Origin of the sequence: Paenibacillus glycanilyticus, assembly GCF_051200795.1 — a bacterium.
Classification (GTDB): Bacteria; Bacillota; Bacilli; order Paenibacillales; family Paenibacillaceae; genus Pristimantibacillus; species Pristimantibacillus glycanilyticus.
On the sequence record NZ_CP195155.1, the window covers coordinates 6,514,798 to 6,533,415 of the forward strand.

An 18,618-nucleotide genomic window follows, 5' to 3' on the forward strand; every position below is an offset into this window, starting at 1 on the left:
GCCCCTCTATATCGGTATAGAGGGGCTTTCGCCGTCTGAAAATGATATAATTTACCTTATACAAGCCCGCGTGGAGCAGGAGGTAAAGCCGTTGTTTCGGATTATGATCATTGAAGACGACGAGAAGATTCGGCGGATTGTCGCCGATGCGTTACGCAAATGGCAGTATGAAGTGATCGAGCTGACGTCCTTCGACAACGTGCTTGGGGAGTTCGAGGCCGCACAGCCCCATTTGGTGCTGCTTGACGTCAATTTGCCCGTGTTTGACGGGTTTTACTGGTGCCAGCAAATCCGCATGGCTTCGAAGGTGCCGATTATTTTTATTTCATCCCGCAATCAGAATATGGACGTCATTATGGCGATTAATATGGGCGGGGACGACTTCGTGCAGAAGCCGTTTGACCTTGGAGTGCTGGTGGCAAAGGTGAGCGCGCTGCTCCGCCGCAATTATACGTATCAGGACGACAACCTGCAGTTGTCGCACCGGCAGCTTTTTTTCCATCTGTCGAATTCCTCCGTGCAGTATGGGGACCAGACTGCCGAGCTGTCGCGCAACGAGTTTATTATTCTGCAGACGATGATGCGCAGCATCGGCAAGATCGTCTCGCGCGATGATCTGATGCAGGTGCTGTGGAACGACGAGCAGTTTATCGACGATAATACCTTGACGGTCAACGTTAACCGGCTGCGCCGCAAGATTACGATGCTTGGGCTGGAGGATTTTATCGCGACCCGCAAAGGAATGGGGTATATCATCGAATGAGCTTCTGGCGATTCCTGAAATACGAACGGCCTTATTTTCTATTATACGGCATCGCTTTTCTGCTGACGGTTGCGGTATTCGCCACGGATCCGCAGTCGTCCTGGCATTGGCCGACCTTCTTCTACGCGCTAACGCTGGTTGTGCTCTGGCTTGCTGCTTTTACCGCCTATCGCTATACGCGGAATCTTCAGGCGATCCGCCGGATGCAAAGCGAGGACGCCGAGCCTTTGTCGCTCGAGGCGGAGGCTTACCGGGATACGCTGGAGGAATCGGGCAACGCCCATATCCGGTCCTTGAACGAGGTGCAGGCGAAGCAAAAGGAATATTACGACTTCATCATATCCTGGTTCCATGAGATCAAGACGCCGATCTCCGTTCTTCGCTTGATGCAGCAGACCGAGGTGGACCCGCAAAGCCTGAACGAGGAGCTGTCAAGGATCGAGCATTATGTCGATCAGGCCTTGTATTATGCGAAGCTCGACAGCTTCAATCAAGACTATGAGATGGTGAACTGCGACCTGGAGCCGCTCGTCAAGGATGTCATCAAAGCCCACTCCAAGTCTTTTATCTCGAAAAGAATCCGCGTTCGGCTCGAACTCCCGTCCACCGTCGTCCAAAGCGATTCCAAATGGCTGCTGTTCATTATTAACCAGATCATAACGAACAGCCTGCAATATACAAGGGATCACGGGGAGATCAGTGTAAAGGCGGCCTCTACCCAGGAGGAGAAGCTGCTCATTCTGCGGGATAACGGCATCGGCATTGATGCCATGGATATGCCCCGAATCTTCAATAGGGGATTTACGGGATTAAACGGCCGCACGTTTGCCAAGTCGACGGGTATGGGGTTATATCTGGCCCAGGAGCTGTCGAGAAAGCTGGGGCATTTCATCACCTGCGAATCCGCGCCGGGCAGCGGCTCGGTGTTCACGATTCATTTTCCGAAGCATCATGATCCTTATTTGAATACGCTTCAGCGGCAAGAGTAGAGAAAACAAAGGGCTGTCCCACACGTCATGAATTGACGATGGGACAGCCCTTTGCGCAGGCTAAGGATTCTGATTGATAATCCGGTAATACAGGTTGGCCGATGAGACGTAGAACACCAGATAAATGAAGAAGAATACCCCGATAATGCTCCACACGATGCCCGGCAGCTCCGGGAAATCCGTTACCGAGTCCAGAATGTAATACTTGATAATCGTCCAGCTGTACAGCATCCCAAGCACGATAGGCGGCAGGAATACAAACAGCAGCTGCTTGCGGATGACGCTCCGGAACTGGCGGTTGTGAATGCCCATTTTGCGCAGGATGGCATATTGAAGCCTCTCGTCGGTGGCTTCGCGCAGCTGCTTGAAGTAGATGACGCTCGCCAGCGCGAAGGTCGCGATCAGAGCAAGGAAGCCGGCGGCAAACAGCAGCAGGGACGAGCTCTCGATTTGCTTCGAATAGATATCGGCGAACGAGGAGTAGTACGCTGCTTTGTTGTGGTCGACAACCATGCCATGAACCTGCTTGGATAATTCCTCCGCGTTTTTGGCGTCCGATAGCCCGTAAATCTCAAAGCCTTTTTTCTCCGTTCCGCCGCTTAGCTGCCCGTAAGCCTCATCCGAAATAACAAATACCGGAGGCTTCTTGTCCATGGACAGGACCGGGTCCGTTGCCCAGCCTAGATAGGCATAGTCCTTTTTCTCCACGATCGTAAAGGTCTTCCCGCCAACGGCTTTTACCTTGAAGTCAGGCGTCTCTCCAGCGGAGTATCGCTTCGGGAAATCCGAGCCTTGGGAGAGGGCAACGGCCTCCATTCCCTTCAGCTCTACCTTTTGCTTATCGCCCCGCAGACCGATTAACTCATTGTAGTCCTTCTGGGAGATCAGCCATAGGCCTGGAACATAATACTCCGGGTTATCGAATGCGATGCCGCGCTCCGTCACCGGTTCCACAACCAAAGCTTCCGGCTTCAGATGATAGTGGATGTCATGATCGGAGCCCTTGATCATCTCATCAATCTTCTGATTGGTTGCCGAATCAAGAGATTCGTACGCGATCGAATTCGGCACATTCCTGCCAACCGCTTCGAACTGCACCTTGTAGTTGATCGTCACAAAACAGAGCAGCATTACTATAACCGCGCTGAACAAGGAGATAAACGTCAGGTTCAGCGTGTTGCCCCGGATTTGAAAACGGAGCGAGGACGTCCACAGCACGGTATTGCCTTCATGGTACTTGCCGCCGCGGCTGATGAGCTGAAGCAGCCAGCCGGCAAACTGGCGGAAGAACAGATACGTCCCTCCAACGATGCCTATGGCGGTAGCAATCAAGCTGAAAACCCCGTAATCCTGCCAGACGGCCGAATATTGACCGCTGCAGATCAGAAACAAGGCGATGCCGATCAACAGAACGGCCAGAACCGCCATCACGGGGGATACGCGAACCGGCTTCTCGGCCTTTTGCTTGGCATGGAACAGCTCCGTCAGCTGCACGCGGTTAACCAGAATGTAGCTTTGCGCGCTGACGATCAACGCAATCAATAGGATAACCCCGGCAGCCGTCGCCATGGCTCCAATCGGGAAAGACAGCGAGATGACCTGATCGTATTGCATGAGATTCATAAGCAGCATGCCGAACAGCTTCGACAGCAGCCCGCCGAGCAGAATGCCGACAACCAGCGAAATCGCGCCCATGACAAGCGTCTCGTAAAAGATCATCCGCACAAGCTGCCGCTCGTTCAGGCCGTACAGGAGATACATGCCGAACTCTTTTTTCCGCTGCCGCATGAAGAACGAATTGGCATACAGAATAAAGAAAATAATGAACAGGAAGATAACGACGGACGCAATGGCTACCCCGGTCCGGAACAGCTCCCGATTCTGCAGCGCATCGATAATGTCTTTGTTGTACATAAGAGAAGAGAACGTATATTGAATAATAACGCCGATAATCATGGACATCAGATAAATGGAATACAGGCGGAAGTTGCGTTTGACATTGCGGATCGTCAGATCGAACAGGCTCATCGCAGCTTGCCCCCTATGAGGCTTTGCGTCTCCAGAATGCGCTCATAGAAAGTCTTCTGGCTCTGCTCACCCGCGTAAATCTCGCTTACGACTGCCCCGTCCCTTAGGAAAATAACCCGCTTGCAGTAGCTCGCCGCATAGCTGTCATGCGTAACCATCAGAATGGTTGTGTTAAAAGCCGCGTTAAGCGATACAAGCTGCTCGAGCAGCTGGGTCGCCGAGCGCGAGTCGAGTGCGCCCGTCGGCTCATCGGCGAATACGATCGCCGGCTCCGTAATAATCGCCCGCGCCGAGGCTACGCGCTGCTTCTGCCCGCCGGAAATTTCGTTCGGATATTTATCGAGCAGCCCTTCAATGTGGAGCGCTTCAACGATCGGCTTAAGCCGCGCCTCCATGTCCGCTGCCTTATATTGGCGCAGCGACAGGGGCAGCAGGATATTCTCCTTCACCGTCAGCGTGTCGAGCAGATTATAATCCTGAAAAATAAATCCCATCCGCTCCTGCCGGAATTGGCGTAGCGACTTCTTCTTCATATCAAGCAGCGACTTCCCCTCAATCCATACCTCGCCGCCGCTAAGCTGGTCAATCGTGGAAAGCACGTTCATCAGCGTTGACTTGCCCGATCCCGAAGGCCCCATGATCGCCGTAAGCTCGCCTGGCTGGACCGTCAGATCAATGTTTTTCAATACGGGAGTAGCCCCGTAGCTCTTTGATAAGTTTTTCGTCTGGATAACCGTCTCCATCCCAAAGCCCCTCTCCTCTTTCTATCTTTAATATAAACAGATCGGAGAGAGGCATCCATCGAAGTAAGATCGTTCCAGGTGACGTTTTTGTCACGATGCCGGTTATATCTTCACGCCGCCGGCAGTTCCGGCAGCCCGTCAGACGTTGCTTTATTGAATTCCTTTTTTCTTCAGATCATCCAGATGGCGTTGATACATCACCTTCTCTACTTTCTCAGCACCAACCTGATCCATTTGCTTCAGGAAGCCGTTGTAGACGGAATCGAACTCTTCATCCGTTTTGGACAAGACGAGCTTCGGAATCGTTTTGTTCCACAGATCCTTGATCTTGGAGTTAATGGTTCCTTCCGGCGTGGAGCCGTCCGGCTCCAGGTTTTCCATGCCAAGCGAATAGTTGTCGAAGTTATATTTCTCAAGCAGCTTGCTTGCTTCGTATTGCTCCGGCTGGCTTTCCTTCAGATCGCGTGCCGCAGCATCATCCCACAGCTTGCCCGCTCTGAAGAGAAGCGTGGAATCATTGAAGCCGTACTGCGCGTTAAAGGCGGCGTTGTCTTTAATCGACAGGTCGAGAATGTCCTGCTTGTATTTCGGAAGGCCGTCCACCATATCGTAGGTTTCGCCTTCTTTGCCGTAACGCATATCCAATTGGCCTTCCTCCGACCAAGCATACTCCGCCCAGCGGATAATCCGTTCAGGGTCCTTCGCTTTCTTCGTAATAAAGAAGCCCTGCCAGCCCATCAGACGGGAAGCCGGATAACGCGGATCTTGGCCGTTCGCCTTCAATCCGCCCAGGATCGTATACTTCTGATCCGCGCCGACCGTGCTTTCAATCTTCGGATTGTACATCGCATACATGTTGTTCATGAACTGGGAAGCTACCGCATATTGCGCGCCGTACAGCTTCTCCTCATATTGCTCCTGCTTGTAGATCAAGAGCTGCGGGTCAAACAGACCGTTGCGGCTGAGCTGGCTCATGTAACGGAAAGCATCAATAAAGCCTTTGTTGCGCATCGGGTACTCCACGATTTGCCGGTCATCCTTGACGCGTTCTTCAAGCAGGTGAGGAGAGAAGGAATCAATCAGGTAATCCATGGAATTGCTGCCGCCAAACCCATTCTTGGCAACATCGAAGAACTCAACGCCAACCGGACTCACTTCCGGGAATTTCTCCTTCGCAAGCTTAAGCGCATTCATCAGATCGTCCGTGGTCTCGATCTTTGGACTTCCGATGGCCTTGTAAATATCGGAACGGATGAACCAAGGACGTACCGCAACGATTGGAACCCCGCTTTTCAGACGGTCGCTTGTTTCATACAGATTCGGCAGGTACCAAAGCTTGCCGTCAATGGAGTGATAGTTCACCATATCCGGATCCAGCTGGTCTTTGAAATCCGGCGCGTATTTCTCAATCAGCTCGTCAATCGAATAGACCATGTCATTCTGAATCAGCTTGCTTACGGCAGGGTTGTTCCAGTCTAGCATAATCGTATCGGGCAGATCCCCGGATGCGATCATCGTGTTCAGATAGTCATCGTCGCTGCCGGTTGCCAGCTTGCGGTCTACCGTTACGCCGGTTTTCTCCGTGGCAAGCTTCATCGCGTATTGATCTTTCCATAAGTAGCTGGAAGCCCAGTTGCCATAGAAATATTGCGTGAACGTAAACGGCGACGTGTCTTTCTTCCACGATGGTCCCGTCTGCGTATCGCTGCTGTTTGCCGAGTTTGTAGCCGCCGCGTTATTGGATGCCGCCGCATTGTTCGCCGCGTTGTCCGCATTATTGTTCGAGCCGCAGCCCGCAAGCACGGTTAATACAAGAGCTGCCGTAGCTAATGCCTGAATGCCTTTCCCCTTCATCTTAAATGACCTCCTCTAGTTTATAGACTGCCCTCTTCAACTCCATATACTTTAAACGGCCGAAGCCCTTAAAGCCAAAGCCATCATTACCCTTTTACCGAACCGATTATAACGCCCTGTACAAAATATTTCTGGACGAACGGATACGTAAATACGATCGGCAGCGTCGTAATCACCATCGTCGCCAGCTTCAGAGAAGCCGCGGACACCGCGCCAAACCCGAGCTGACTGGCAAGCTGGCTGACGTTGCTGTTCGAGCTGATGATCTGCATCAGAATCTGCTGAAGGGTCGGGAGCTTATCTCCTCCAAACAGCATCGCATCGTACCAGGAGTTCCAATGGGATACGGCATTGTACAGGGCGATAGTCGCCAGAACCGGCTTCGATACAGGCAGCACCAGCTGGAAAAAGATCCGCAGGTCGTTCGCGCCGTCGATCTTCGCCGATTCTTCGATTTCCTTCGGAAGGGCTCGGAAGAACGTCAGCATAATAATCGCGTTGAACACATTAAACAGATTCGGAATGATATAGACAAGGAAATCTTCCTTCAGGTGAAGATACTTCGCGACTACAAGATAGTAAGGAATAATGCCGCCGCTGAAATACATGGTCATAATGGCCATCATTAGGAAGAACCGGCGTCCGATCAATTCCGTTTTCGAGATGCCGTAGGCAAACGCCCCGGTGAATAGAACGGCCGTTGCCGTACCGAGAAGCGTGCGGGCGATCGTAATAATAAACGCATGCAGCATGTTCTCGTCCCGGAACACAATCCGGTAATTATCAACCGAAAAGACGCGCGGCCAGAACGTAATACCGCCGCGGGCTGCATCCGTCGGATCGTTAAATGACGTAATGACGATATTGTAGAACGGATATAGCGTGACGATACAAAGGCCTAGCATCAAGATGACGTTTAATGTATCGAAGCTTCTTCCGCTCCAGCTTTGCGATGCTTTTATCATTCATTGTCTCCTCCTAGAACAAGCTTTCTTTCGTAAGCTTGCGCGACGAATAGTTGGCAGCATACATCAGCACGAACGCCACAAGCGACTGGAACAGTCCGATTGCCGTGCCATACGAGAATCTTCCGGATACGAGTCCCATTTTGTACGAATAGACAGCGAGTACGTTGGCCGCATCCTGCGTCATCGAGTTCTGCATCAGGAACATCTGGTCGAAGTTCGAGTTCACAAGTCCGCCGATCGATAGGATGAGCAAAATAATAATGGTTGGCTTCAGAGACGGAAGCGTAATATGCCACACGCGCCGGAACCGGCTCGCGCCATCTACCACTGCAGCTTCATAGAGCTGCGGATCAATGCCGGCGATGGCCGCCAGATAAATGATCGAGTTCCAGCCGACATTTTTCCAAATCTCCGTGATGACGACCAGCGACAGGAACGAGTGAGCATCGCCCATCAGCATGACATCGCTTCCAATAATACCAAGCTTAACGAGCAGCTTGCTTACAACGCCGGTTTCCGGATCAAGGAGTGTATACATAAAGCCAACGACCAATACCCAGGATACGAAGTAAGGCAGATACGTCAGCGACTGCACAATCCGTTTGAACCGTTTGAACGCCAGCTCATTAAGGAGCAGGGAGAGAATAATCGGTGCCGGGAAACCGAATACCAGCTTCGCAATACTGATCTTGAACGTATTGGTCAGGGATTCACGGAACGTCGGATCCGCGAACAGCTCCTTGAAGTTGTCAAAACCAAGCCAAGGGCTGTGTATAAATCCTTTGAACGGCGTGTATTCCTGAAAGGCAATGATGACGCCATACATCGGAATATAGTTGAAAATAACCATCCACAGGACAGCCGGCAGAGTCAGAATAAGCAAATACCGCTGCAGCCAGAGCCTTTTCGATAAAGTTCGTTGTGAGTTCATAGTCGACTTCCTTTCTAAGCTTCGTTACCGACCTAACTCCATTATAGGAACTGCCTTTCCGGCCGGATATGCAAAAAACGAACGCGGGTATTAAAATTCAACGAAAGTTGAAAGCGCTGTCTTTCATGGTCGGTTACGCCCCCTCGAGCGTAAATGGCTGTACGAAAAAATGCCCCAGCTGCCATTCCGGCACTGGGGCATTCCTATTTATCGCTGCGTCATTTCCTGATAATCGCCTGGGGTCATGCCGTAAGCTTGCTTGAATAACGTCCCGAAATAAGAGGTATTCGGAATTCCAACCCGCTCCGCAATAACGGATACACGCTGCTTGGTCGTTCGGAGCAGCTCTTCGGCCCTCGCAAGCCGGTATTCCTGGATATAGGCAAGCGGAGTCTTGCCCGTCTTCTTCTTGAACAGCATCCCCAGATGATTCGGGGATACAAATACTTCAGCCGCCAAATAAGGCAAATTCAGATCCGTCAGCCCATACCGCTCCTCGATCAGCATCAGAACCCGGTTCACGATGTAATCATCCTTATGCTCCCGCTTCTCGTTTAATTGCTCCGCGAACCTCCCGATAACGGTGATGATGTACCGCTTCATCTCCTCCCGGCTCTGGCAGGCAAGCAGGTCCTCCAGGTCCTGGGCGCTTCCCGCAGAGGCGCCCTGTCCTCTTGGTACGCCGAGCATTCTGAGGCTGCCGATCAAGTCGGCAAAAAGGTTCCCGATATAAGCCCGTCCGGCACCCGGATAGGCGGCGGCAAGCGCGAACAGCCGCTCAACCGCAGCTTCCGCTTCATCGCTTCGGCCGCTGCCCAGTGAGCTGCGGACTTGCTTGCTAAGCTCTTTATATTGCCGGGTGAACTCATCGGCGTGCAAAGCAAACTGCTGCTTTGCAGCCTCCTCCTCCCCAACCTCGCATACGCTATCCCGCCCCGCCCATACCGCATACCTCAAGGCCTGACTTGCCTGACGATAGGAGACCTCTGCCTGGGCCAATAGCCGGGCAGCTGTCCCTTGGCCTATCATCCAGCCACTCTCATCCGCGATTAGGGACAGCTGCTTCAAGAGTCGCTCCGCCAGCTCCCGCTGCTGCTCTTTTTCTTCCATCCGGAATATGAGGGCATACTCCAAGCCATGCGGCTCGCCTGCCGCATATGCGATAACCGGCCGGCCCAGCGCTTCTTCAGCCCAATCCTCCAGCCTGTCTGTACCGGCAGGCTCGCCTGCTGCCGGCGCCCTTATAGCCCAGACCGCATAACCGGCAGGAAGAGGCAGGGAGCTAACCGCATCACTCGAAAGAGCATCACGAAGATCGTCTTCGCCTTCCCGGCTTCCGGCGAGCAATCTGCCCAACGCCTGCTGGAGGGCGACACGACGGCCAGCCTCGGCCCCATGCTGCCGCCGTTCTTCGTCCAGTCTCGAACGGCGTGTATCTTCACAGTGCCGAACGACCTTTTGCATCGTTTTCTGAATCTCTTCTTCCTCCACGGGCTTCAGAAGATAATCTACAGCGCTAAACCGCAAGGCATCGCGGACAAATTGAAAATCATCGTAGCCGGTCAGAACAACGATATGGGTATCCGGAAGCTTCTCCCGGACTTGCTTCGCCATTTCGATTCCGTTCATGCCGGGCATTTGAATATCGGTAATGATGATATCCGGCTCCAGCTCAATCGCTTTCTCCAGTCCTTCAATACCGTCGCAGGCCGTATCGATGCTGCCGATTCCAAGTGCAGGCCAATCCAGAAACTCAACCAGGCCCTCCCGTTCCCACCGTTCATCCTCTACGATAAGCATTTTAAACATCCGTTCTCCTCCTCGCTGCAAAAGAAATCGTGATAACCGTGCCGATTCCTGTCCTGCTGAACAGCTCCAGCTGGTGGTGTTCCCCATAATAAGCCTGCAGCCGTTTCCTGATATTCGCAATCGCGTACCCGCTTCCTTCAGAGCTTACCGGGTTTCCTTCCACCACATCCCTCTTCCGGTCAGCCGGCATCCCGACGCCGTCATCGATAATTCGGAGCACGACCTGCCCGTCCTCCAGATAAGCTTTAATAATAATGGTGCCGTGAGACCGTTTCGGCTCTATGCCATGAACGAGCGCATTTTCGATAAGCGGCTGCAAAATATTTTTGACCGTTATATATTCCCTCACCCGTTCATCTACTTCGAAGACAGCGTCAAATCGGTCCTCGAACCGGAACTTCTGGATAGCCAGATACGCCTTCACCATATCCAGTTCGTTTGCGATCAGCGTCTCCGAGCTGCCCTTATTAAGCACCAGCCGGTAGAACTTCGCAAGCGAATCGGAGATGCGGGCAACCTCCGGCGCCTTTGCCTTTCGGGATACCCAGGAGATCGTAGCGAGCGTATTGTACAAAAAATGCGGGTTAATCTGCGATTCCAGCGCCTTGAGCTCCGCTTCCTTCTCAAGCAGCTCCGACTTGTATACCTTCTCCACCAGATCATGAATCCGTCCCGTCATATGGTTGAAGCTAAGCGCCATCTGCGAGAATTCATCATTCCACACGACAGGCACGGATACATCCAGCGAGCCCTCCCGTACCTGCTTCATTGCTTTGAGCAGCGGCTTCATCCGGGACAAGAGCTTAACCGTTACGAAGTACACAAGCAGGCTGAGCAAGAGCAGTGCAGCGGTCAGGATGACCAGCATTGTGCGGATGGAATGACTGACCTTCTCTACCACATGGCTTACCGGGAACACACCAACGACCCGCAGGTTCGGACCGGTAACCGGAATGGAAATAACAATCGACCGTGTCCCCTGCACCGTTGCAAGCTTATTGATCCGGCCGTTATCCAGCAGCCCGGCAAGTCCCACCGTATCGGCATTCTGCCCGTAAGTGCCGGGAATGTTGTTCGAGACAATCCGGTTTCCGCTGTCTACGATGAATACGCTTCCCAAATGGCCTGAAATGGAATCCTTCACCGCCTTAAACAGCTCGTCTTGCGTAATTTCTATCTCCACCAGGCCGGAAATACCGTAATCGCGATTGGAGAAAATTTTTCGATTATAGGAAAGCACATCGGCTTTGGCCGTTATGCCGGGCTTCATGAGCAAGAGCCTTTCCTTATGCAGACTATGCCACTCCGATTGGATGCCGGCATTATGCAAAATCGATTGATACATGGAATCGCCTTTAATCCGGTTCATGGCGTAAAAGCCGTCATATCCTCCATACAGCTCCGGAATCGTGGGATTGCTCATATAGACATGTATCGAATGAATATTGGCGTTCTGCCTCATGATGTTATCGATAATCGGCATGATGTTGTCGCGGTAATCCTGCAGCTGAAAGCTCTCGTTAATAAAATCACTATCCAGAAAAGTCTGCACTCTCGCGTCAAAAGCGATAATCTGGGAAATGTTCTCCGTCAGCTTCACTTTCTCTTCCACGCTGGCTTTTGTCTGCAGCAGATTCTGCTCCATCACCGTCTGTGCCTGTGCAATTGCCGATTGGAAGGCCTGACGGTACAGCATGTATCCCGTAACGGAGAGCGAGACCAGCAGGATCGATACATAGATGGTCACAAATTTTGAAGTTACGCTCCAGTTCTGAAAAAACCGCATAAACCCTCTTCCTTTCCGCATCGGCAAAAAGAATATGCCGCCCTGTAAACGGGCGGCAAAGTGCTATTTCGATTCCCTATTCAGCACTTCACGAAGCGCATCCGCCCACAGCTGATACCCTTGTTCTGTCAGGTGACAAGTATCGAATGCGATCTCCCGCGGCAGATTTCCGTCTTCGGCAAGCATGGAAGGTCCGATATCAAGGAACGTTAATCCGAGCTCGGCGGCCAGCTCCGCATACAGCTCGTTCATCCGGCCGATCAGCTTGCGGCGCGGATCCTCCGGCGATTCTTCACGCGGGAATACCGCCATCAGAACGATACGCGCGGAAGGAGCATGCTTCCGGACACGTTCTACGATAGCCCGAACGCCGTCACGGGCTTCCTCAGCTGTGCTCGCCCGGGCATTGTCTGTCTCGCTCGTATTGTTTGTTCCGATATTGATAACGACCCACTTCGGAGAAAGGCCTTCGAACTGCCCGTTGTCCAAGCGCCATAATACATTTTGCGTACGGTCCCAGCCAAAGCCAAGATTAAGCACGCGCCGGCCTCCGAACACGGACTCCCATGCTTGCCCTGTTCCATGCCGGCTTGTTGATACCGGCAGCCCTCCCCAGAAATGCGTAATCGAATCCCCGATCAGAACAATCTCCGGATCGATTTCATTCCTGATCTGCAGTACCTGCTCATGCCGTTCCCACCAATCGTAGCTGTCCTCTTCCAGCTTGGTCGCCGGAATGACGGCCGTATTTACCGTATGCGTTTTCATTAACTTGTTGCCTTCTGCTGCCGTCTTATTCACTTGAATCACCCTGTCCCTATGATTTGACTCTATTATAGCGGAGAGAGGCCGACTTTCAACATGAAAAAAGGCAGCTGATCATCCTTTGATCAACTGCCTCTGCACTGCTTTATTATTCAGCGACCATCTTAACAACAGTGTCCAGCGGCTCCCATTTTTCCTTCGGTATTTGAACGGATATCCCATTCTCGTTCTGTACGAATGGAATAACGCTGCCGTCAAGTAACTCGCAGCGTATGATCTTTTGCTCAAGCGGAGGTAAAATCATGTTTTCAAAAGCAAGCATATCTTGCACGTGCAAATAATAATGATTTCCCTTGCAGGTCATGCCGTAGACATGATCGACCGGCTGAAGCGGTCCCGCTGAGGTTCCGTATATAGCCTCGCCGTTTTTCTTCATGAACGCTCCAATATGCTTTAAATGCTCGACTTGATTCTCCGGAATTCTCCCGTCCGGATGAGGCGCAATGTTTAGCAGAACGTTTCCTCCGCGAACAAAACAGTCAATCATAATCTTGATGATTTGATCGAGCGGCATAACCCTCTCTTGCTTGTCATAGGACCAGTGGTAAGGTATCGAAAAGCATTTCTCCCAGGCAATCGGAAGTATATTCCCTGTAACATCGTGCGGTCCTTCGTCGCATTGAAAATCTCCTAACCATCCTGATCTCGGATTGATTACGCATTTCGGCTGATTGCGTCTAACCATCTCGTTTAGACGGATAGGCTCCCAAAACCAAGCCGCGTCCGCATCCGTCCCGGTATGAGCAAGCCAGCCGCCGTCATACCAGAGAATATCAATCTTTCCGTAACGGGTGGTTAACTCTTCGATTTGGTCATAACCTTGCTTTTTCATCAGCGATGCATTTTCGGTTAGCTCTTTGGGGTTAAAGTAACCGGGAAACCGCCAATCCATCGGCGAATAATACAACCCTACCTTTAAACCTGCTTCTCGAAAAGCATCGGTATATTCCTTTACGAAGTCGCGTTTCGCTGCCGTACGTATGCTATTGAATCCTCCATAGCTCCCCGGGCTGTCCCATAATGCAAATCCGTCATGATGGCGGGTGACCATAACCGAATATTGCATCCCCGCCTCCTTAGCCAAACTGGCCATCCGTTCCGGATTCCATTGCTGCGGATTAAACTGATCGGCAAGCTTCGCATATTCGTCCGCGGGGATACTTTCATTGAACATAGCCCACTCGCCGCGCCCGGGAATCGAGTAAAGGCCCCAATGAAAAAACAATCCGAGCTTGGCATCCTTCCACCATTGCATATCCTCATCGCTCAGGTTCAGCCAAGGCGCTTCGACGCCATCCAGGCTTTTTAGCTGAATGCTGCTTTTCAGCATAGAGGCAAGCTCCGCATCTTTTAATTGCTTGATAGACATTCGCACTGTCCTCCTAATAGTAGGTTCACATCTATATAACGATATCATTTCCTTATTGAAATTATATAGAATTGATCTTACGATAGAAATAACATTTATCCAGAATCCATATAACAATCCAACGTTTTGAGGTGCAGCTTTATGATGTATCGACAATACTTTCTGCCTTCTTTCGAAGAGCTGAATTTTTTCTGCTTTCCAGACAGCGTCGGGAAATATACACATCCTGAAGATCATAATGTCTATCGGGAAACAGGACTGAAATATTTCTCGCTGCATTTCATCGTTAGCGGCAAGGGGTTTATCGAAATAAACGATACGGTCACCGCATTGAAATCGGGCGAAGCGTTTCTTCATATGCCGTTTCAGAAGATGCGTTATTATACCTCTAAGGACGAGCCCTGGGTAATCTATTGGCTCCAATTCAGCGGAAGCCAATTGGCGGATTTTTTATTGCAAAGCGGTTTCTACGAATCGACGATTTGGTCTATAAATGATATCGCATCGTTAGAGCAAGCCTTTGTTGGTTTAATGGATGAGATTGAAACGAACAATATCTCACGACTAGCCAATATTTCAACATTAACCTATTCCATCCTAACTCAATTTACCAGCAACGCCACTCCATTCTCTAGCCACAGAGGAAAAGCCAAAATTGACCGGATTTTCGAGCTTCTCCCCGAAATGCAACAAAACGCCCACCTTCCTTTTACAATGGAAGAATGGGCGTTTAAAGCGGATCTAACTCCGAATTATTTTGGAAGCTTGTTTAAAAAAGTGACTAAAATGACTCCTCTTGCCTATATCACAAAATGCAGGATTCAAACGAGCAAACGATTGATGCTGAGCGACATTCATATGCCAATCTATGAAATAGCTACAGCGTCGGGTTACCCCAGTGCAAGTTACTTTAATAAGATATTTTTGGAGATAGAAGGCATGACACCTGGCCAGTTTAGAAGCAACCATTACAAATCTTGTTAGCTCTTATTTTATCCTGTACATGTAAAAAGGCTGAACAGCTGCTTATCGCAGTTGTTCAGCCTTTTTAATTGACGTTATATTACGCTTTGTTCGAGGAACCGAACTCGCGGATTTTACCGATAACGGTTTGTTTGATCGCTTCGCGGCCTGGAGCCAGGAATTTACGCGGATCGTATACGTCGGAGTCTTTAGTCAAGATCTCGCGAGCAACTTTAGTGAACGCGATTTGGTTCTCTGTGTTCACGTTGATTTTTGCTGTACCACGAGCAATCGCTTTTTGGATATGCTCTGTAGGGATACCAGTACCGCCATGCAATACGAGCGGAAGCTTGATTGTTTGGCAGATTTCTTCCATTTCAGCAAAGCCCAGTTTAGGCTCGCCTTTGTAAGGGCCGTGAACGGAACCAAGAGCTGGTGCCAGGCAGTCGATGCCAGTACGTTCAACAAGCTCTTTGCACTCTTTAGGGTCAGCGTAGATAACGCCTTCAGCGACTACGTCGTCTTCTTGGCCGCCAACTGTACCCAGCTCGGCTTCAACGGAAATGCCGCGCTCGTGAGCGTAAGCAACAACTTCGCTAGTGATGCGAACGTTGTCTTCGAACGGATCGTGCGAAGCGTCGATCATAACGGAAGTGAAGCCAGCGTCGATCGCTGCTTTACATTTGTCAACGGAGGAACCGTGGTCCAGGTGGATAGCAACAGGAACCGTAATTTTCATTTCTTCGATCAGGGCTTTAACGATGTTTGTTACCACTTTGAAGCCGCCCATATAACGAGCTGCGCCTTCAGATACGCCCAGGATTACCGGGGATTGCTCTGTTTGAGCAGCGTCAAGGATCGCTTGCGTCCATTCCAGGTTATTGATGTTGAATTGACCAACAGCGTAACCGCCTTGCAAAGCTTTGTTCAGCATGTCTTTCATTGATTCCAATGCCATTGTTAAATCCTCCTCAGATAAATGACTAGACCTTTCAATCATACCCAATTCAACTGCTGTTATGCGGTTCCAACCGGCAGATCTATCGGCCCGAACGGAATGGGCGTATGTACTCGTTCACGTTCTCTTTAAGTCAATATGTTATCACAAAATTCGGCATAAGACTACCTATTGGAGGACAAGCTCCTTTGTCGCAAGGCGAACCAGAGCATCTTCAAAATTGTAAGCGCTATAATTGAAGCGATTATAATAACCGCGCTCCAGAAGACGGCCGCCAGCCAAGGAGCGTCTTGAAAAGGTCCGCGGTAGACGACAAAAACCGAGTCGCGGTACCCGAAATCATCCGTTTTTCCGGCCGATTCGAAAAGCGATTGAACCAGCTTTCGGTTTATGCCGGCAACTATAATTAAGATAACAACGCCAAGCAGGCCGCCCTGCCATAAGATTGATTTTATGCGCATTTAACAGCCTCCCCCCTCTGGATGCGCCTCATGGATTGCGGTCCTTCCTGGCCGCCAGCTCGAACTCGTTCATGACCTCTACCAGGTCGGAAGACGGCTTAACCTCGTCCAGCTTCGAGTAATAGTCGAGAACAAACTCCCGGAAACGCTGCGCCGCAACCGATAAATAATGCTTTTTGGACCACACCAAGCCGGTCGTGAGCTGGAAGCCGGGATGATCCTTGATCCGGATCGGCTTCTGGATGAGATGCTCTCTCTTCTTCCAATGAATCTCCGGTATAAAGCACACCCCAAGACCTCTTCTCAACAGCAGAATAATGGCATCGGCCTCATCTACCTCAATCATCGTATTAGGGGTAAAACCCGCCTTGCGGCAAAGCTCGTCCGTATAGCTGCGGAACCAGTAGCCCTGGCGCATGCTGATCATCGGCTCGTCCTTCAGCTCAATCAGCTCGATGCTTTCCCGGCCGGCCAAACGGTGATTTTCGTGTACGAATACATACACTTCCTCCGTCCGGAGCGGCGTCCATTCCATATCCGGCGCGTCAACGGGCGTTGTGGTGATGCATAGATCAATCTCCCCTTCTTCCAGCAGCCTCCTCATGGTGGCGATAGGCTCCATCACCTGCCGGATTTGCACGTTCGGGTACTCGCCCAGAAAAGCAGCCAGCAGCTCCGGCAGCACGCTCGTAAGCGACGCGCCAAGCGTAATGCTGCCCCGGTTCAGCCCGGCCATGTCGCGGACCTCCCGCTTCCCTTCCTCCAGCTCCTGAAAGATGCGCTCCACCCGCTGCAGGAATACTTTTCCGAACGGATTCAGCCGGATATTGCGCCCCTGACGGTCGAATAATGGCACGCCTATATTCGCCTCAAGCCTCGCAATCGTCTTGCTCAAAGAAGGCTGGGCAATCTGCAGCTCCTCTGCCGCCTTCGTGATATGCTCCAGTCTTGCGACGGTTTGAAAATATTGCAGCTGAAGCAGTTCCATGTCTCTCACCGCCCTTAATTCATGCACTTAAAGCTATCATATCATAGTTTATTATGTATTATACATCACCTATTCAGCTCCCTATAATAGAAATCGAAGTTCACAAATTATTCACGGGAGATGACTCATAGATGAAAGCAGCAGTAATGGAAGCGTTTAATCAACCGCTTGTAATCAAGCAGGTAGCCGATCCCGAGCTTACCCCTAACGGCGTTGTGCTGAAGCTGCAGGCAACGGGCGTTTGCCGCAGCGACTGGCATGGCTGGGCCGGCCACATGAAGGCCGTTCTGAACGATGACAAGGAGCATATTCTCGGCCACGAAATGAGCGGTATCGTCGAAGAGGTTGGCGCCAACATCAAAAATTTCAAAAAAGGCGACCGCGTGCTTGTTCCGTTCAGCCAAGGCGACGGCGTATGCCCGTACTGCCTGTCCGGCCATCACAACGTGTGCGACAACATGAAGATGATCGGCTTCCATTTCAACGGCGGCTTTGCGGAATACATCCATATTCCGAATGCGGACCAGAACCTGATCCATCTGCCGGACGGTGTTGATTTCCTGAGCGCCAGCGCCATGGGCTGCCGCTTTATGACGGCTTATCACGGCGTAGTCGCGCAAGGCGACATCCGTCCCGGTCAATGGGTTGCGGTATACGGCACGGGCGGCGTTGGCCTGTCGGCGATCCAGATCGCGGCGGCATCGGGCGCTAACGTCATCGCCATCGATATTTCCGATGAAAAGCTGGCTTTCGCCAAGTCCGTAGGAGCTGCTTATACGATCAACAGCAAGGAAGTAAACGCGCCTCAAGCCGTTCAAGAGCTGACCAAGGGCGGCGCGGATATCGCGATTGACGCGCTTGGCATCCAGGAAACCGTCTTGAACTCGATCCTGTCGCTCAAAAAACGCGGACGCCACGTCCAAATCGGTCTAAGCTCCAATCCGAACGGCGGCATGACTCCGGTTCCGGTCAACCTGATCTCCATGAAGGAGCTTCAGCTAATGGGCTCCGTCAGCATGCCGATGCCGGAATTCCCTTCGATGCTCCGTATGGTCGAAAGCGGACTTCTTGCTCCCGCAAAGCTGGTGACGAAGCAAATCACCCTGGACGAGATCAACACGGCATTTGACGATATGACGAGCTACGCCGGCGTAGGCGTTACGGTTATTACGAAATATTAAGA

At 51.4% G+C, this 18,618-nt stretch carries 16 protein-coding genes; 4 read left to right on the forward strand and 12 right to left on the reverse strand.

Features of this window, described 5'->3' with window-relative positions; translation table 11 throughout:
* The first annotated feature begins 91 nt into the window (after positions 1–91).
* Positions 92–763: a response regulator transcription factor gene (locus ACR9FF_RS29405; protein ID WP_435167622.1), complete on the forward strand. Its 672-nt coding sequence runs from the start codon at positions 92–94 to the stop codon at positions 761–763.
* The gene (locus tag ACR9FF_RS29410) at positions 760–1,752 is read left to right on the forward strand and encodes a sensor histidine kinase (RefSeq protein ID WP_435167625.1); all 993 of its coding nucleotides are present in this window, start codon (positions 760–762) and stop codon (positions 1,750–1,752) included. The genes ACR9FF_RS29405 and ACR9FF_RS29410 overlap by 4 nt, the downstream gene beginning before the upstream one ends.
* 60 nt (positions 1,753–1,812) lie before the next feature.
* Here ACR9FF_RS29410 and ACR9FF_RS29415 read toward each other — a convergent pair whose 3' ends face one another.
* The 9 genes from ACR9FF_RS29415 to ACR9FF_RS29455 all read right to left on the reverse strand — a co-directional run bounded on the left by ACR9FF_RS29415 (position 1,813) and on the right by ACR9FF_RS29455 (position 14,065).
* Positions 1,813–3,780 carry an FtsX-like permease family protein gene (locus ACR9FF_RS29415; protein WP_435167628.1) on the reverse strand — a complete coding sequence of 656 codons (1,968 nt, stop codon included), beginning with the start codon at positions 3,778–3,780 and terminating at the stop codon, positions 1,813–1,815.
* Positions 3,777–4,523 carry an ABC transporter ATP-binding protein gene (locus ACR9FF_RS29420; protein WP_435167631.1) on the reverse strand — a complete coding sequence of 249 codons (747 nt, stop codon included), beginning with the start codon at positions 4,521–4,523 and terminating at the stop codon, positions 3,777–3,779. Before ACR9FF_RS29420 ends, ACR9FF_RS29415 begins: the two co-directional genes overlap by 4 nt.
* Positions 4,524–4,673: 150 nt before the next feature.
* Positions 4,674–6,377 (reverse strand): hypothetical protein, encoded by a 1,704-nt coding sequence (locus ACR9FF_RS29425; RefSeq protein WP_435167634.1) that lies wholly within the window; start codon positions 6,375–6,377, stop codon positions 4,674–4,676.
* Between the two features lie 86 nt (positions 6,378–6,463).
* Positions 6,464–7,342, reverse strand: a complete 879-nt coding sequence (locus tag ACR9FF_RS29430; RefSeq protein WP_435167637.1) for a carbohydrate ABC transporter permease — start codon at positions 7,340–7,342, stop codon at positions 6,464–6,466.
* Positions 7,343–7,355: 13 nt separating this feature from the next.
* Positions 7,356–8,276, reverse strand: coding sequence for an ABC transporter permease (locus tag ACR9FF_RS29435; protein ID WP_435167640.1), 921 nt, complete (start codon positions 8,274–8,276; stop codon positions 7,356–7,358).
* A gap of 207 nt (positions 8,277–8,483) precedes the next feature.
* A complete protein-coding gene (locus ACR9FF_RS29440) occupies positions 8,484–10,085 on the reverse strand; it encodes a response regulator (RefSeq protein ID WP_435167643.1) in 1,602 nt (533 codons plus the stop codon).
* Positions 10,078–11,871, reverse strand: coding sequence for a sensor histidine kinase (locus ACR9FF_RS29445; RefSeq protein WP_435167646.1), 1,794 nt, complete (start codon positions 11,869–11,871; stop codon positions 10,078–10,080). Before ACR9FF_RS29445 ends, ACR9FF_RS29440 begins: the two co-directional genes overlap by 8 nt.
* A 63-nt stretch (positions 11,872–11,934) precedes the next feature.
* The gene (locus ACR9FF_RS29450) at positions 11,935–12,639 is read right to left on the reverse strand and encodes a GDSL-type esterase/lipase family protein (protein ID WP_435167649.1); all 705 of its coding nucleotides are present in this window, start codon (positions 12,637–12,639) and stop codon (positions 11,935–11,937) included.
* A 145-nt stretch (positions 12,640–12,784) separates the two neighbouring features.
* Complete coding sequence (locus ACR9FF_RS29455) at positions 12,785–14,065, reverse strand: alpha-L-fucosidase (protein WP_435167652.1); 1,281 nt, start codon at positions 14,063–14,065, stop codon at positions 12,785–12,787.
* Positions 14,066–14,206: 141 nt separating this feature from the next.
* Here ACR9FF_RS29455 and ACR9FF_RS29460 point away from each other — a divergent pair, with 141 nt between their 5' ends.
* Positions 14,207–15,049 carry an AraC family transcriptional regulator gene (locus ACR9FF_RS29460; RefSeq protein ID WP_435167655.1) on the forward strand — a complete coding sequence of 281 codons (843 nt, stop codon included), beginning with the start codon at positions 14,207–14,209 and terminating at the stop codon, positions 15,047–15,049.
* Between the two features lie 79 nt (positions 15,050–15,128).
* Here ACR9FF_RS29460 and ACR9FF_RS29465 read toward each other — a convergent pair whose 3' ends face one another.
* From ACR9FF_RS29465 to ACR9FF_RS29475, 3 genes are all read right to left on the reverse strand, one after another.
* The gene (locus tag ACR9FF_RS29465; protein WP_127496496.1) at positions 15,129–15,986 is read right to left on the reverse strand and encodes a class II fructose-bisphosphate aldolase; all 858 of its coding nucleotides are present in this window, start codon (positions 15,984–15,986) and stop codon (positions 15,129–15,131) included.
* Between the two features lie 164 nt (positions 15,987–16,150).
* On the reverse strand, positions 16,151–16,447 hold the full coding sequence (locus tag ACR9FF_RS29470; RefSeq protein WP_435167658.1) for a hypothetical protein: 297 nt from the start codon (positions 16,445–16,447) through the stop codon (positions 16,151–16,153).
* Between the two features lie 28 nt (positions 16,448–16,475).
* Positions 16,476–17,435 carry a LysR family transcriptional regulator gene (locus ACR9FF_RS29475; RefSeq protein WP_435167661.1) on the reverse strand — a complete coding sequence of 320 codons (960 nt, stop codon included), beginning with the start codon at positions 17,433–17,435 and terminating at the stop codon, positions 16,476–16,478.
* Between the two features lie 131 nt (positions 17,436–17,566).
* Between ACR9FF_RS29475 and ACR9FF_RS29480 the strand changes: the two genes are divergently transcribed.
* Positions 17,567–18,616 carry a zinc-dependent alcohol dehydrogenase family protein gene (locus ACR9FF_RS29480; RefSeq protein ID WP_435167664.1) on the forward strand — a complete coding sequence of 350 codons (1,050 nt, stop codon included), beginning with the start codon at positions 17,567–17,569 and terminating at the stop codon, positions 18,614–18,616.
* The last annotated feature ends 2 nt before the right edge of the window (positions 18,617–18,618 follow it).

Coding starts and splice junctions, on each gene's coding strand:
- ACR9FF_RS29410 (WP_435167625.1), top strand. CDS start 760: ATGAGCTTCTGGCGATTCCTGAAATACGAACGGCCTTATTTTCTATTA.
- ACR9FF_RS29415 (WP_435167628.1), bottom strand. CDS start 3,780: ATGAGCCTGTTCGATCTGACGATCCGCAATGTCAAACGCAACTTCCGC.
- ACR9FF_RS29420 (WP_435167631.1), bottom strand. CDS start 4,523: ATGGAGACGGTTATCCAGACGAAAAACTTATCAAAGAGCTACGGGGCT.
- ACR9FF_RS29425 (WP_435167634.1), bottom strand. CDS start 6,377: ATGAAGGGGAAAGGCATTCAGGCATTAGCTACGGCAGCTCTTGTATTA.
- ACR9FF_RS29430 (WP_435167637.1), bottom strand. CDS start 7,342: ATGATAAAAGCATCGCAAAGCTGGAGCGGAAGAAGCTTCGATACATTA.
- ACR9FF_RS29435 (WP_435167640.1), bottom strand. CDS start 8,276: ATGAACTCACAACGAACTTTATCGAAAAGGCTCTGGCTGCAGCGGTAT.
- ACR9FF_RS29440 (WP_435167643.1), bottom strand. CDS start 10,085: ATGTTTAAAATGCTTATCGTAGAGGATGAACGGTGGGAACGGGAGGGC.
- ACR9FF_RS29445 (WP_435167646.1), bottom strand. CDS start 11,871: ATGCGGTTTTTTCAGAACTGGAGCGTAACTTCAAAATTTGTGACCATC.
- ACR9FF_RS29450 (WP_435167649.1), bottom strand. CDS start 12,639: ATGAAAACGCATACGGTAAATACGGCCGTCATTCCGGCGACCAAGCTG.
- ACR9FF_RS29455 (WP_435167652.1), bottom strand. CDS start 14,065: ATGTCTATCAAGCAATTAAAAGATGCGGAGCTTGCCTCTATGCTGAAA.
- ACR9FF_RS29460 (WP_435167655.1), top strand. CDS start 14,207: ATGATGTATCGACAATACTTTCTGCCTTCTTTCGAAGAGCTGAATTTT.
- ACR9FF_RS29465 (WP_127496496.1), bottom strand. CDS start 15,986: ATGGCATTGGAATCAATGAAAGACATGCTGAACAAAGCTTTGCAAGGC.
- ACR9FF_RS29470 (WP_435167658.1), bottom strand. CDS start 16,447: ATGCGCATAAAATCAATCTTATGGCAGGGCGGCCTGCTTGGCGTTGTT.
- ACR9FF_RS29475 (WP_435167661.1), bottom strand. CDS start 17,435: ATGGAACTGCTTCAGCTGCAATATTTTCAAACCGTCGCAAGACTGGAG.
- ACR9FF_RS29480 (WP_435167664.1), top strand. CDS start 17,567: ATGAAAGCAGCAGTAATGGAAGCGTTTAATCAACCGCTTGTAATCAAG.